This window comes from Gluconacetobacter tumulisoli (genome assembly GCF_014174155.1).
Taxonomy (GTDB): Bacteria; Pseudomonadota; Alphaproteobacteria; order Acetobacterales; family Acetobacteraceae; genus Gluconacetobacter; species Gluconacetobacter tumulisoli.
Genome location: NZ_JABEQM010000017.1, coordinates 24,561 through 38,848, shown reverse-complemented (window position 1 = coordinate 38,848; position 14,288 = coordinate 24,561). Strand labels below are relative to the sequence as shown.

Below are 14,288 nucleotides of genomic sequence, written 5' to 3'. Positions count from 1 at the left end.
GCGCTTCCCACGGCAGACCGACATTCCGAAAGGGCGCAGGCAACGGGACACGCCGCAGGCGCACTTCGTGGATCACCACCATGAGGCACGGCATCCTCATGGTGGTGATCCAGTTGCCGTTCATCAGATTGACGGTTACGAAAACAGATTCATCAGAACCGGTAGGAGACGTTCGAATAGTAGAACCCGCCATTGAACCCGATCTGCTGGGCGTAGCGATCATAATGGGTCTGGTTGTAGTAGGTGGCGGCATACGGTACGTGGTTGGGATAAGTATTGAACAGATTGTTCGCCCCCACCGTAACCGTCCAGCGCTCTGCCGGGCTGTAGGAGACGCTGAGATTCGTGATGAACCGCGGATGCAGTGTGTAGGGCGCGAAGACGCTGGTCGAATAGGCATTCGTGCCCTGCTGGATCGTCATCTGGTCGAAGATGTGACCATAACGCATCTCATGCAGGCTCACACTCCAACGGCCCTGCGTCCACGTGCCGCCAAAGATCAGGACGTTGCGCGGCGCATCGGTCGTCAGATACGCGACCTGCTGCGCATTCAGCAGGCTGCGGCCCAGCGTGTTCGTTCCGATATGGCGAATGCTTGTCTCATTGAGGTTCAACGCGGCATCCACCACCAGACGGCCATGGCTCTTCAGATCGATGCGATAATTGCCCGTGATGTCCACGCCGCGCGTCCGGGTGCTCGCCCCGTTCGTCAGATATGACGCGGAAACACCCGACAGAGCCACGTTCGAAGGAAGCGTGCGCCCATTCGCTTCATACGCGGCGATTGCCATCGCACCGCTATAGGTGCCCCCGTCAAGGATACGATCGCGGATATCGAGCTGATAAGCATCCACCGCGATGTCGAAATCATGCAGCGGATGCAATACGAACCCTGCGGTGACATTCGTCGAACGCTCCGGCTTCAGCGCGCTGGCGCCCAGAAGGCGCGCACCCGGCGAGTTCGGAGGCAGTTCGCCCGTCGCGCCGGTCGTCGTGACGGTAGCCGACGTGTGATATTCTTCCGCCAGCGTCGGCGCACGGATGGAATTGTTGACGGTGCCGCGGATACCGAAATACTTGTTGAAGTCGTAACGCGCTGCGATTTTTCCCGCCTCGGTATTACCGAAATCGGTATAATGCTCGAAACGTCCGGCAAGGTCGACCTGGAGCTTGCTCGTCAGTTTCGTCGAGACATCGCCATAGACACCATAGACCACGCGCGAATGCGTGCCCGCGCTCTGCGGCTGCACACCGACCACCGCCTGCGAGCCGCCCATCGCATAGGACTCGTAGCTGCCCTGGCCGATCGAATAGGTTTCGAACCGCTGCTCGGCACCGAGGGCGACGTTAATCGGGAAGGCCCAGAACGAGGGCTTGAACGCCCGCTTGACGTCGAAATTGTTCGTCAGCTGCGTCGCGGCGGAATCCGAGAGGTGGAAGCTCGTATCCGTGGCGCCGGTCGCTTGGTAAATGTTCAGATTCGCCGAATTCGTCATGCCGATATTCGTGCGATCACCGCCATAGGTACTGCTCAGATCCCAGTCCCACCCGCCGAGGTTGCCACCGCGCAGGCCCAGCGTCGCCGCATAGTCGTTTTCGGTGATCCCAAGCATCGGCGAAAAGCCGTTGGGATACAGCGTCGGCAGGGTGCTGGGCAGGCGGAAGATCTGGAACGTGTCCGCCGTGCGATGGGCGTAGGTCAGGGTCGTATAGGCCTCGATCCCCCGTGTCAGGCTGTACGCCCCCGTGATCGCCGCGGCGATGCGGTCGGTCTCCGGATCGCCGATCCAGTGGCTGTCATATAGTCCCGTGCGGGCGTCGACGCTCGTGCGGTCGGTGCGGTCGCGGTGCAGGTAGCTCAGGCCCGCATGCAGCCAGCCGCGACTGCCGAGGCTGAAGCCATGATCAATATTGAAGTTATTGGTAAAACCGTCGCCTTCGCCATACGCGCCCGCTTCGTCGGACGCCGTCCCGCCATGGTCGGACGATTTCAGAATGATGTTGACCACCCCCGCGACCGCGTCCGAGCCGTACTGCGCGGACGCGCCGTCACGCAGGACCTCGATATGATCGATCATCGAAATCGGGATCAGGTCGATATCCACGGGCGTCGAACCGCGGAACGGACCCGCGTCGGTCTGGATGTTCGTCGTCGTATGGCGACGCTTGCCATTGACCAGGATCAGCGTCTGGTTCGGGCTGAGGCCGCGCAGATTAATCGAGTCGGTCAGCGCACCGACCGTCGTACCCTGGGTCTGGTGACTGACCGACGGCAGCAGTTGCATCAGCGCGTCACGAACGTTGGTCTGGCCCGTCCGCAACAATTCCCGGGACGAGATCACGTCAATCGGATTGAGGCTGTCGCGGGCGCGCTTTCCGCTTTCACGCGTGCCGGTGACGATGACGGCCTCGTCACCCGACGCCTGCACGCCGCGTTCGGTGACGTTGCTGTTGACGCTCTGTGCGACAGCTGTCGAGGACAGTGCGCTCAACGCCGTGAAGGTAAGGAGTGCGACGCGTCTGGGGGTCATGCTCATTTCAAAACGAACTCTTCACCTGAGGAAATTCCAGTCCTGAAATATCAGATGGAATATCAAAACAAATATCAACTGATTTATGACCCACTCACACATTGCGCGCGCTCAAGGCACACGCCACCGGCAGATTTTTTTGTTTTTATTCCGCAACTTAATTCGGGGCGTGTTCACGGCGCGACAGGGTCAGTTTTTTTATGCGGCCGTTATGAGACCGGGCCACCATCGGACCTGGCGAGCATGAGCGCCATGTTAACGTGGGCGACCGATGCCATGACCGGATCGATGACAGGCACCTCCAGCACGGCTTCCAACGACGATCGATAGCGCCCCAGCCCCGCGCAGCCCAGGATCAGCGCTTCCGCGCCGTCATCGTCACGCAGTTGCTGGCCTACCACGCGCAAGCGCTCGAGCGTGCCACCCCCTCCAAGTTCCGCAACCCCAAGTTGCAGCGCGCGATCGCCGGCAAGCCATCCTTCAATTCCGATGGCCTCCACCTGCGCCCTGTGGCGCACAACGGACGCATCGACGATCGAAATGATCCCGAAACGCCGCGTCAGTGACATCGCATATCGGCATGCGGCTTCGGCCAGGCCGACCACGGGACGCCCCGTCTCATGGCGCAGCAGCGGCACGGCCGGATCGGAGAAGCATCCCACCACGAAAGCATCGGCATCGGATGAGGCTACGATTTCCTGCAGATGCGGCACGACCTCGCCGACATGCGCGTCGGTTTCGATCCCGGCTGGCCCCTTTTCATTCGTTTTCCACTCAATACGATGCGGAACCAGCGCCTCCAGGCCTTTCGTGCAGGCGCGCATCGACTCCGTCACCGAACGTGATGAGTTCGGATTGACAACCAATATCTTACCCATTGCGAAACAGTTCTCCTGACGACCGCGCCCGAAGGGCGGGGATCAACGCATGCGGCCGCTTGATATGCCTCTTAATATATCATAGGATACCTTACCAGAGAGATGGAAGGCGCTTATGCTCGGCATCGCATTCCATCTGTGAAAGGCCGGATTTTGAGCAAGCTTGCGCTGAACCAAGGAACACGCGCCGGATCCCGTCGCGAGCCGTCTCTAACGGATCAGGCCTATGCCCTGCTGCGACGGGAGATCATCACCTGCCAGCTTCCGCCGGACAGCGATGTCTCCGAGCTCGACCTGGCCGAGCGCCTCGGCATGAGCAAGACGCCGGTCCGTGAGGCCCTGGCCCGCCTTGCGATGGAGGGCCTCCTCGATATCTACCCCCGGCGCGGCTATCGTATTCGCCCGGTTACGATCAAGGATATCAACGACCTGTTCGCCGTGCGCACCGTCCTTGAACGAACAGCCGCCTCGTTCGCGGCGCAGAACATGACGACCGAGGACCTCGATCGTCTGGAGAGGCTGGCGAGTGCGTCCTATGACGTCGCCGAAGAAAGCAGCATCGATTATTTCATCAATGCGAACCGCGACTTTCATGTCGCGATCGCAAAAGGCTCGCAGAACCCGCGCCTGAGTGCACTGGTCATCAGCCATCTCGAGGAAAGCGAACGGTTTTTCTACATCGGCGCCCGCAAACGCGACGTCAATATGGAGACAAACCAGGAACATGCCGAGATCGTCACAGTTCTGCGCAGCCGCGACCACGTCGCCGCAGGCCAGATCATGGCGAAACATACCGAAAGCACGCGCGCCGGTCTGACGACTTCCCTGCTCAGCGCGCACAACTCCACCGTTCCACTCTAAGCCCGGATCAGCCGGCAAAGGACACAGAATGCCCGATGACCAACGCGATACAGTTCTGATATCGGTGCCGACCCTGTCGGCCCTGATCGCGGCCGGTCAGGCGCCTGCCATCCTTGCTGTCCGATCGGACGACACATCATGCCCCCGCCCCTTCGCGCAGGCACCGCGCATCCCGGGCGCGATCGACACCGAACTGGGGACGGATTTCGCCAGCCCCAGCCATCCGGTGCATGGGTCACGCCCCCTGCCTGCGATCGAGGCGTTACAGGCAGCCGCGCGTCGCTGGGGGCTGCGGCTCGACCAGCCCGTCGTCGTCTACGACCATGACGGCAACCTGCAGGCGGCACGGGCCTGGTGGGTGCTCAAATGGGCCGGCTTCACAAATGTTCTGATGCTGGACGGCGGGTTCCCGGCCTGGTCGGCGGCCGGCCTGGCTGTGACCGACACGGTCCCCGCGCCCGCCACGCCCAGTGACGTGATCCTGCGCGCGGGCGGCATGCCGGAACTCGATATCGATGCCGCGGCATCCCTCGCCCGCTCCGGCGTGCTGCTCGATTCCCGCATCGCACCGAACTATCGTGGCGGGGCGACGTCGCCCGGCACGCCGCCGCGCGGCCATATCCCGGGCGCGCGCAACATCCCCGCACCCGACAATCTGACCGTCGACGGTCATTTCGCCGATCTGGAAACCCTGCGCCGTCTCTATGCCGCGGCAAAAGCCGATGGAAGCGCGCCGGTTGGCGTTTATTGCGGCGCGGGCGTATCGGCGGCGCACAATGTCGCCGTGCTGATGATGCTGGGGATCGAAGCGCCGATGTATCCCGGATCGTGGTCCGCCTGGTCCGCTGACCCCCGGCGCCCCGTCGCCATCGGTCCGGAACCCGGCTGAATCGCCGTGCCCTCCCCTTTGCGGCATCCGGAAAGACATACGGCCGTGGACGAAATCATCCTGGGTCATATCGTGACCCCGACAGAGACTATCGAGAACGGCTGGATCGGCATGCGTGACGGCGTGATCGCGGCAATCGGCGCGGGCAAGCCGCCTGCGGCCACGAGAACGACCGACGCCACCGGCAGCTACATCCTGCCGGGCGTCGTGGACGGCCAGACACATGCGGGAAGTTGCCGTGGCCTGCCGGGCATCGAGTCGACGACCCGATCCGCGATCGCAGGCGGCATCACCACCATTGTCGACATGCCGTACGACAATCCCGCACCGCTGAACAACCAGGAACGCCTTGCGGCAAAAATAGAGGCCATCGAAACGTCTGCACATTGCGATGTCGCGCTCTACGCGACCGTCATGCCGGGACAAGGCATCGACGACATCGCGCCGCTGGTCGAAGGGGGGGTCGTCGCGTTCAAGATCTCCTCGTTCGAAAGCAGCCCGACACGTTTCCCGCGCATCACCGCAGACCAGACCCACGCGATCTTCGCGGCACTCTCCGGCACCGATATCCCGCTCGGCCTGCACAACGAGGATCAGGAAATGGTGCGCGCCGGAATTGCCGCCGCCCGGTCGGCGGGGCGCGAGGGAATCGCCGCCCATTCGGACAGCCGCCCCATCGCGGCCGAACTGGCGGCCTCGGCGGCCTTTCTGGAACTCGGTGCGGCAAGCGGCGCGCATGCGCATCTCGTGCATTTCTCCACCGCCCGCGGCTTCCAGCTTACCGAACAGTACCGCGCACTCGGCCACCGCGCGACGGGGGAGACCTGCGTGCATTACCTGGTCCTCGACCCGCAGGAACATGGTCCGGCGCTCGGCGCGCGCATGAAGGTCAATCCACCGATCCGGCCGAACGCGCGCGACGGCCTGTGGCAGGAAATCCTCGACGGGCGCGTGGCGTTCGTCAGCTCCGATCATTCCAGCTGGCCGATCGACAACAAGAATGCGGCATCGATCTTCGATGCGGGCGCGGGCGTACCGGGTCTCGAGACGCTGCTGCCCGCGTTCTTTACCGAGGCCGCGCGTCGCGGGCTCGACGCCCCCAGGCTGACGGCCGCGCAACTGAGCGAGCGACCCGCCCGGTTCTTCGGCCTCTGGCCGCGCAAGGGTGCACTGCGCATTGGCGCCGACGCCGACATCGTCATCTTCACGCCCGGCGAACATGTGTGGGACAGTGCACACGCCCATGACGCGTTGAACTGGAGTCCGTTCGACGGCCATCGTTTTGCCGGTCGCGTGACGAAAACCTATCTGCGCGGTGACCTTGCCTGGGACGGCAGCGCCATCGTCAACACACCCGGACGTGGCGCCTATGTGCGGCGCGGCGACACATGCTGGTTCCACTGAAACCACGCAAAGCACGCAGAGACGGACACCGGATATGAGCTTTGATTTCGACGCGGTGATCGACCGGCGCGGCACCGGAAGCAACAAATGGACGCGCTATGCGCCCGACGTGCTGCCGATGTGGGTCGCGGACATGGATTTCGCCGTCGCCCCGTCCATCACGGAGGCACTGCGCGCACGTCTGGACCATCCGGTACTCGGCTATGCCACAGCGAAGGACAGCCTGCGCGCGCAGATCGTCTCGGAGATGCGCGTCCGCTATGACTGGCGGATCGAAACCAGCGATATCGTCTTTCTTCCAGGCGTAGAGCCCGGTTTCAACATGGCGATGAAGGCATTTATGCAGCCCGGCGATACCATCGCCATCCAGACACCGATCTATCGCCCGATCCTGCGGGCACCCGGCCACTGGGATCTACGGCGACGGGATATCGTCCTCAGCCCTGGCGCACAGGGCGATTGGCCGCTTGATGTCGACGCATTCGCAGCAGGGCTGCACGGATGCGGCGCGTTCCTGTTGTGCAATCCGCACAATCCGACCGGAAAGGTCTACACGCGTGCGGAATTGACCCAGATCGCGCAGATCTGCGCCCGCGAGGACGTATTGATCATTTCGGACGAGATTCATGGCGACCTGGTGTTCGACGGGCGTGCCCACACCCCGATCGCCAGCCTCTCGCCTGAAATCGCGCATCGGACGATCACCCTGATGGCCGCAAGCAAGACCTACAACATCGCCGGCCTGAAAACCGCCTTTGCGATCATCACCGACCCCGCCCTCCGCAGCCGGTTCGAAGCCCATCGCCTGGGCATGGTCGACAGCGTCAATCTCTTCGGCCTGGTTGCCACCGAGGCAGCCCTTGCCGGTGGGGGCGCCTGGCGCGACGCCCTGGTGCGCTACCTGCAGGGCAATCGTGACTTCATGGTCGAGACGTTGCGGCGGACGATCCCGGAAATCGGGATTCACGCGCCTCAGTCCACGTTCCTGGCGTGGCTGGACTGCTCGAAGCTCCATCTGCCGGAATCGCCCCAGGCTTTCTTCCTGCGCGAGGCGAAGGTCGCGCTCAGCGCCGGGGACGAATTCCATGAAACCGACACGGCCTCTTTCGTCCGGCTGAATTTCGGCTGCACGCGCGCGACGCTAGCCCAGGGCCTGGAACAGATCCACCAGAGCCTCGTTCGGCGCTGATGGAGCTTGCGCATGCCCTCTCCCCTGCGCCGCCGGTGCTCGAGGTCAGTCATCTGACCGTCGCCACGACGGACGGGGGGGTGACGATCGTCGACGACCTGAGCTTGCATGTTCGCCAGGGAGAGATGCTGGCGCTTCTGGGTGAATCCGGCTGCGGCAAGAGCATGACATCCCTGGCCATCATGCGACTGGCCGGGGCGGCAGAGGGGCTGCATGTCAGCGGGACGATCCGCCTCTCGGGCGAGGACCTCGGCACGATGTCCGAACGTGCGATGCGTCGTGTGCGCGGCCGCCGTCTGTCCATGATTTTCCAGAACCCCATGTCGGCGCTGAACCCCCTGCGCACCGTCGGCGCACAGATCGCGGAGACGCTGCGCGCGCATGTCCCGCTTTCGCGCGCCGAGGCGCGGGCGCGCTCCGTCGCGCTGCTCGATGAGGTCGGCATCACCGACCCGGCACGCCGTTACGACGCCTATCCACATGAATTGTCCGGCGGCATGTGCCAGCGCGTCATGATCGCGATGGCGATCGCCTGCGACCCGGCGCTGCTGATCGCGGACGAGCCGACCACCGCACTCGACGTCACGATTCAAAAGCAGATCATGGACCTGCTGCATACCCTCCGGACGCGACGCGGCATGGCCATTCTGATGATCACGCACGATCTGGGGGTGGTGGCGTCCTACGCCGACCGCGTCGCGGTGATGTATGCGGGCCGGATCATCGAAAGCGGCGACGTCGAAACGATGTTTGCCAGGCCGGACCATCCATACACGGGTGGCCTTCTTGCCTCGATGCCTGATCTCGATATCGACGCAGAGCGCTTTTACGCCATTCCAGGCAGCGTGCCGGATCTGCGCGAACTGCCATCGGGATGCACCTTCGCGCCGCGTTGCGCACATGCCACCGACAGCTGTCGCATACACTATCCCTCCCCGTCCGAACGCGCCGGGGGTGGTTTCGTACGATGCTGGCATCCGTTGCAGGCCAACGCATGAGCGCCCTCCTCCGCTACGACCGGGTTACAAAAGCCTACGCGCGGCCATCGCTCATGCCCTGGGGACGACCCCGCAGCACGCCGATCCTGCACGGGATCAGCTTTGCCCTTGCGCGCGGTGAAACGCTGGGCATCGTGGGCGAATCGGGCAGCGGAAAATCCACCCTTGGCCGTCTCGCGCTCCGCCTGTCCACGCCGACAGGCGGGCGCATCCTGTATGATGGCCAGGACATCAACGCCCTGACGCCCGCCGGGCTTCGCGCATACCGCACGAAGATGCAGATGATCTTCCAGGATCCGCACAATTCCCTGGACCCGTCGTTGACCGTCGGCATGTCCATTGCCGAGGCGCTCGACATTCATCGCTCCGAGCTTGGCGCCACGGAACGATCGGAACGCGTAGGCGCGCTTCTGTCGCAGGTCGGCCTCAGCCCCACCTGCGCCACACGCCGACCGCATGAATTCTCCGGCGGACAGAAACAGCGGATCGGCATCGCGCGCGCACTGGCGGTGGAACCGGAACTGATCGTCGCGGATGAGGCGGTTTCGGCGCTGGATGTCTCGGTGCAGGCGCACATCCTCAACCTGATGCGCGATCTGCGCGACGCACTGGGCCTGTCCTATCTGTTCATCGCGCACGACCTGGCCGTCGTCCGGCGCATGAGTCATCGGGTCGCCGTTCTCTATCGCGGCCGGATCGTCGAGATGGCCGACCGCGACGACCTCTTTACCCGGGCGCAACACCCCTACACGCGGATGCTGCTCGCCGCCGCGCCGCGCCGCGGGACGCATCACGCACCCGCAACGGAAATGCCGCTCGCCGCGCCTGGACCGGGCGGACAAGGCTGCCCTTTTCATGCCCGCTGCACGCTGCGACAGCCCCATTGCGCCGAGGTCGATCCACCGTCTCGCACCATCGCGCCGGGCCATGAAGTAGCCTGCCATCTGGTGTGAAACGAACCCCCATCCGTACGGTCACGGCCGAAACAACATCGCCCGGCGGGTCGATACATTCCGCAATTCATGAAGGACGGATATCCGATTTCCAATGCCGGCCGGTCGGATCGATCTGGATAGGATCCCTGATCCATGACGGAATATTATTGGCATACCACTAATATGTTAGGTGTGAATCCTGATGGAGCATCCTTCCGACGACAAGCCGGCACCAGGCGGTGACTTTCTGTTGTCCGCCCGCGCCTACCAGCGACTGCGCGCCATGATCGTAACGGGCATCCTTCCGGGCGGAAGCCTGGTCCAGGAACGCCGCCTCGCAGAGCAGCTGGCTCTTTCGCGCACGCCGGTGCGCGACGCGCTCGGCCGCCTTGAAGGCGAGCGGATGCTGCAGCGCCAGGGGCGGCTGCTGTTTGTCGCGACTGTCTCCATCCAGGAAGTGATTTCGATCTTCGACGTGCGCCGCTTGATCGAAAGCCAGGCTGCGCGCCGCGCTGCGCAACACATGAACGACGCGACGATCGAATCCCTTATGGCGCTCGAACGTGATCACGCTGCCCCGGCATGCGCTGATCCGGGCGCGATGGATGAAGACCACTGGCGGCGGGACGATCTGTTTCATACCGCCATCGCCCAGGCCACCGCCAATCTTGAAATAGAACGCATCGTCGCCGAGCTGCGCCAGCGCACGCGGATGTTCGGCGCGACCCGCCTGCCCTGCCGCGTGGAACGTGGCCGGAACGAACATCGCGCGATCCTCGACGCCATTCGCGCGCGCAATCCCGACGAAGCCGCGGCACTGATGACGCAGCACATCGATGCCGCGCAGGGCGCCATCGTCGCCTCGATCACCGCGGGGGACATCGAAACGCCATCCCCGATACCGCCCACACCGACCCACGGCAGGCAAAGTCCATGACCATCGACCTCGACCTCGCGCGCCGTCTTTTCCACGATCTTCATGAGATCGGCTTCGACGGCACGGGCATCACGCGCGCCTCCTACGACACGGGCGAGAATCGCGCGCACCGGCTGCTTGCCGACACGGCCCGATCGATGGGGCTGGAGGTCCGCACGGACTGGGCCAGCAACCTGTTCATGACATTGCCCGGCGTTGATCGCGCGGCCCCTGCGGTCATGACCGGCTCGCACGTCGATTCCGTCCCGATGGGCGGAAATTTCGACGGAGCGGCCGGGGTTGTCGCGGGTCTCGCCACGCTCTCCGGCTGGATCAGGGACGGATACAAGCCCTGTCGCGACGTCACCGTGGTCGCGATCCGCGCGGAGGAAAGCGCCTGGTTTCCCGTTTCCTATATCGGAAGCAAGGCGGCATTCGGCCTGCTGGACGCCCCCGCGCTTGAAGTTCGGCAACGCGGCAGCGGCCGCACGCTGGCCGAACACATGGTCCAATCGGGCGGCACGCCGGAAACGCGCGAGACTGCCGAGGTTCTCCGCCCCGCAACCATCAGATGCTTCCTGGAACTGCATATCGAGCAGGGGCCGGTGCTGATCGGCACCGACACGACGCTCGGCGTGGTCACCGGCATCTGCGGCAGCCTGCGATACCGCACCGTCACCATCGAAGGCACATACGCCCATTCCGGCGCAACACCGCGCGCCTTCCGTCAGGACGCGGTCGTCGCGATGGCCGCCTTCGTCTCGACCCTTCAGGACCATTGGCTGACGATCGAAGCCGAGGGCGGCGAAATGACGCTGACCTTCGGCGTCTGCCATACCGACGCGCAACAGGCCGATTTCAGCACCATCTCAGGCAAGGTTTCGCTTTCAATCGACGTCCGCTCGCGTGATGCGGAACTCCTGTCGCGTATGGATGCCCACATTCATGCGGCTCGCCTCTCGGTCGAGCAGGCGCACCGCGTACACATCGACCTCGGCCCCGTCACCGGCAGCCTGCCGGCACGGCTGGATGCGGGGCTGCAACGCGACCTGCTGGAAATCGCGGACCAGCTGGACGTCCCCGCATGCAGCATGCCCAGCGGGGCCGGTCATGATTCGGCGATATTCGCCAATCTGGGCGTGCCGACCGCCATGCTGTTCGTCCGCAACGCCAACGGCAGCCACAACCCCGACGAGGCAATGGACGAATCCGACTTCGCCAGAGCCGCCGCCGTTCTCTCGGACACGTTGAAGCGCCAGTCCGCCTGACTCCCATAACCGCCACACCCATTTCGGATACATCCATGAAAATCTGCCTGACTGGCGACAGCATCCTCTTCCGCCGTCTCAACAGCCTCAGCGACCCGAAAATCGCTCCCTTATTCGACATGATTCGTGACTGCGACATCTCCTTCACGAATCTGGAACTCGTGCCGAACGATTTCATCGGCGATCCGGCGCTGGACATGGGCGGCACGCATTTCGGCGCCTCGTCATGGGTGCTGGACGAACTGGTCGAAGCAGGGTTCGACCTGTTCGCGGCCGCGACGAACCACAGCCTCGACTACAGCATTTCCGGCCTGCGCAAGACCATGGAGGAACTCGACCGTCGCGAGATCCTCTATGCAGGCATCGGAAAACATCTGGACGATGCGCGCCGCCCGGCCTATGCCACGCACCCCTTGGGCACGGTCGCGATGCTGTCGTGCACCTCGACCTTCGCGCGCGGACAGGAAGCCGCCGGACAGACGCATGTGATGCAAGGGCGCCCGGGCATCAATCCTCTGCGCTTCAGCACGATGCACCATGTCTCGTCCGAAGAGCTCGAGACCCTGCGCCGCATCTATGCAGAGCTGGGCCTTCAGCAGGTCAAGGACGACAAGATCCAGCTCGGCTTTGCCTTTCCGTCAGCGCCCGACGTGTTGGCGTTCGAGAATCTGAGCTTCAAGGCAGGCGACAGGACCGAAATCCGTACCAGCCCGAACGCAATCGATACGCAGGGCATCGCGCGCTGGATCGGCGAGGCACGAATGGTCTCGGACACCGTCATCGTCAGCATTCATGCGCACGAAAGCGGCTATAATGCCGCAGGCGAGATCGACGTTGAAATTCCAGCCGAATTTCTCGTCACCTTCGCACGTCAGGCGATCGACGAGGGTGCGGACATCGTCGCGGCCCATGGCCCGCACCTGCTGCGCGGCATGGAGATTTATAAAGGCAAGCCCATCTTCTACAGCCTCGGCAATTTCATCGGCCAGAATGAGCTGGTCGAGCGCCTGCCCGCCGAATCCCACGCCGTCAACCGCGTCGACATCGATCTGACGCCGCATCGGGTCTACAAGGCGCGCAGCAACGACGACGCCAAGGGTTTCCCGGCCGAGCAACGGTTCTGGGAGACGGTCATGCCGATCTGTACCTTCCATGACGGCAGGGTCGCGTCGATCGAAATCCACCCGATCACCCTGAATCTCGGGCCGTCCGCCCATACACGCGGCGTACCGGCACTTGCCCAAGGCAAGGAGGGCCAGAGAATCCTGGAGCATTTCGCGGCCCTGTCAGCGCCGTTCGGCACGCACTTCGAGACGCACGGCGACGACGCAGGCGTCACGCTGCGCGTCCGTGTCGGGGCCTGACGCCCCATGACCGGCTGCTTCATCGTCCAGCCCATCCATCCCGACGGGGTGGCACGTCTTGAAGCCGCCGGCATTCCGGTACGCTTTGCCTCGTCTCCCGCGATGAATGTGGTCGCGCGGGAAATCGGCAGCGCATGCGCGGTCATCACGCGCGATGCGGGGATGGACGCCCACGCCATCGCGGCAGCGGGCGCGCTGCGCATCATCGCCAGCCACGGGGCGGGCGTGAACCGCATCGATTTCGATCAGGCCCGGGCACGTTCCGTCATCGTCACCAATACCCCCGGCACCAACGCCCGGTCGGTCGCGGAATACACGATCGGGCTCATGCTTGCGCTTGCACGGCGCATCCCGGAGGCGGACAGCGCCGTACGCGACGGAAACTGGGATTTTCGCTACAGTCCCGAGATGGTCCAGTTGCACGGCAGGTGCCTGGGCCTGGTCGGCTTCGGCGCGATCGCGCAGCAGGTCGCCCGGATCGCCCGTGACGGTTTCGGCATGCATGTGGCCGCCTGGTCGCCCGGCGCGCCCGACGCACTGCTGGCGCAGTATCCCGTAACCCGCGCATCGTCGCTGCATGCGCTTCTGGCGGCATCGGATGTGGTCTCGCTTCATCGTCCGCTCCGGCCCGACACGCAGGGCATGATCGACGACGCCGCACTGCATGCGATCAAGCCAGGCGCCCTGCTGATCAACACCGGACGCGGGGCGCTGGTCGACAATGACGCACTGCGCCGTGCTCTTGAAGACCGGCGCGTCATGGCTGCCGCGCTGGATGTCTTCACGACCGAACCCCCGGCGCAGGACGATCCGGTACGCACGATGCCACGCACCCTGCTGACCCCACACATCGGCGGCACGACCGAAGAGGCGCTCAGCGCCACCGCCTGCCAGTGCGCCGAACAGGTCATCGATTGCCTTGCCGGGCGGACCCCGGCCCATATTGTCCCGGCCCCAATCCGAGATGGGAAAATTGACTGCGCCGCTCCCAATAATATATCACGTAAGATATTATGAGACCGAGCGCTGCTGCGCCGCCATGTCCGGAGCATCAA

General features: G+C 63.9%; 12 protein-coding genes. 10 read left to right on the top strand and 2 right to left on the bottom strand.

Annotated features, from left to right (window positions below; translation table 11 throughout):
• Positions 1-152 precede the first annotated feature (152 nt).
• The gene (locus HLH28_RS15960; RefSeq protein ID WP_182961012.1) at positions 153-2,531 is read right to left on the bottom strand and encodes a TonB-dependent receptor plug domain-containing protein; all 2,379 of its coding nucleotides are present in this window, start codon (positions 2,529-2,531) and stop codon (positions 153-155) included.
• A gap of 209 nt (positions 2,532-2,740) precedes the next feature.
• Positions 2,741-3,409: an aspartate/glutamate racemase family protein gene (locus HLH28_RS15955; protein ID WP_182961010.1), complete on the bottom strand. Its 669-nt coding sequence runs from the start codon at positions 3,407-3,409 to the stop codon at positions 2,741-2,743.
• Positions 3,410-3,511: 102 nt separating this feature from the next.
• On the opposite strand from HLH28_RS15955, the gene HLH28_RS15950 reads away from it, so the two are divergent.
• From HLH28_RS15950 to HLH28_RS15905, 10 genes are all read left to right on the top strand, one after another.
• A complete protein-coding gene (locus tag HLH28_RS15950) occupies positions 3,512-4,270 on the top strand; it encodes a GntR family transcriptional regulator (protein ID WP_182961009.1) in 759 nt (252 codons plus the stop codon).
• A 28-nt stretch (positions 4,271-4,298) separates the two neighbouring features.
• Positions 4,299-5,159 carry a sulfurtransferase gene (locus HLH28_RS15945; RefSeq protein WP_182961007.1) on the top strand — a complete coding sequence of 287 codons (861 nt, stop codon included), beginning with the start codon at positions 4,299-4,301 and terminating at the stop codon, positions 5,157-5,159.
• Between the two features lie 45 nt (positions 5,160-5,204).
• A complete protein-coding gene (locus HLH28_RS15940) occupies positions 5,205-6,563 on the top strand; it encodes a dihydroorotase (RefSeq protein ID WP_220790138.1) in 1,359 nt (452 codons plus the stop codon).
• A 34-nt stretch (positions 6,564-6,597) separates the two neighbouring features.
• Entirely contained in the window at positions 6,598-7,752 is a 1,155-nt protein-coding gene (locus tag HLH28_RS15935) for a MalY/PatB family protein (protein WP_182961005.1), read from the top strand.
• Entirely contained in the window at positions 7,752-8,750 is a 999-nt protein-coding gene (locus HLH28_RS15930) for an ABC transporter ATP-binding protein (RefSeq protein WP_182961004.1), read from the top strand. The genes HLH28_RS15935 and HLH28_RS15930 overlap by 1 nt, the downstream gene beginning before the upstream one ends.
• Positions 8,747-9,703 carry an ABC transporter ATP-binding protein gene (locus HLH28_RS15925; protein WP_182961002.1) on the top strand — a complete coding sequence of 319 codons (957 nt, stop codon included), beginning with the start codon at positions 8,747-8,749 and terminating at the stop codon, positions 9,701-9,703. The genes HLH28_RS15930 and HLH28_RS15925 overlap by 4 nt, the downstream gene beginning before the upstream one ends.
• 184 nt (positions 9,704-9,887) lie before the next feature.
• The gene (locus HLH28_RS15920) at positions 9,888-10,622 is read left to right on the top strand and encodes a GntR family transcriptional regulator (protein ID WP_182961000.1); all 735 of its coding nucleotides are present in this window, start codon (positions 9,888-9,890) and stop codon (positions 10,620-10,622) included.
• Entirely contained in the window at positions 10,619-11,869 is a 1,251-nt protein-coding gene (locus tag HLH28_RS15915) for a Zn-dependent hydrolase (protein ID WP_182960998.1), read from the top strand. Before HLH28_RS15920 ends, HLH28_RS15915 begins: the two co-directional genes overlap by 4 nt.
• Positions 11,870-11,904: 35 nt before the next feature.
• Positions 11,905-13,233 carry a CapA family protein gene (locus tag HLH28_RS15910; RefSeq protein WP_182960996.1) on the top strand — a complete coding sequence of 443 codons (1,329 nt, stop codon included), beginning with the start codon at positions 11,905-11,907 and terminating at the stop codon, positions 13,231-13,233.
• Between the two features lie 6 nt (positions 13,234-13,239).
• Positions 13,240-14,250 carry a hydroxyacid dehydrogenase gene (locus tag HLH28_RS15905; protein WP_182960994.1) on the top strand — a complete coding sequence of 337 codons (1,011 nt, stop codon included), beginning with the start codon at positions 13,240-13,242 and terminating at the stop codon, positions 14,248-14,250.
• Positions 14,251-14,288 lie beyond the last annotated feature (38 nt).

Coding starts and splice junctions, on each gene's coding strand:
- HLH28_RS15960 (WP_182961012.1), bottom strand. CDS start 2,531: ATGACCCCCAGACGCGTCGCACTCCTTACCTTCACGGCGTTGAGCGCA.
- HLH28_RS15955 (WP_182961010.1), bottom strand. CDS start 3,409: ATGGGTAAGATATTGGTTGTCAATCCGAACTCATCACGTTCGGTGACG.
- HLH28_RS15950 (WP_182961009.1), top strand. CDS start 3,512: ATGGAAGGCGCTTATGCTCGGCATCGCATTCCATCTGTGAAAGGCCGG.
- HLH28_RS15945 (WP_182961007.1), top strand. CDS start 4,299: ATGCCCGATGACCAACGCGATACAGTTCTGATATCGGTGCCGACCCTG.
- HLH28_RS15935 (WP_182961005.1), top strand. CDS start 6,598: ATGAGCTTTGATTTCGACGCGGTGATCGACCGGCGCGGCACCGGAAGC.
- HLH28_RS15930 (WP_182961004.1), top strand. CDS start 7,752: ATGGAGCTTGCGCATGCCCTCTCCCCTGCGCCGCCGGTGCTCGAGGTC.
- HLH28_RS15925 (WP_182961002.1), top strand. CDS start 8,747: ATGAGCGCCCTCCTCCGCTACGACCGGGTTACAAAAGCCTACGCGCGG.
- HLH28_RS15920 (WP_182961000.1), top strand. CDS start 9,888: ATGGAGCATCCTTCCGACGACAAGCCGGCACCAGGCGGTGACTTTCTG.
- HLH28_RS15915 (WP_182960998.1), top strand. CDS start 10,619: ATGACCATCGACCTCGACCTCGCGCGCCGTCTTTTCCACGATCTTCAT.
- HLH28_RS15910 (WP_182960996.1), top strand. CDS start 11,905: ATGAAAATCTGCCTGACTGGCGACAGCATCCTCTTCCGCCGTCTCAAC.
- HLH28_RS15905 (WP_182960994.1), top strand. CDS start 13,240: ATGACCGGCTGCTTCATCGTCCAGCCCATCCATCCCGACGGGGTGGCA.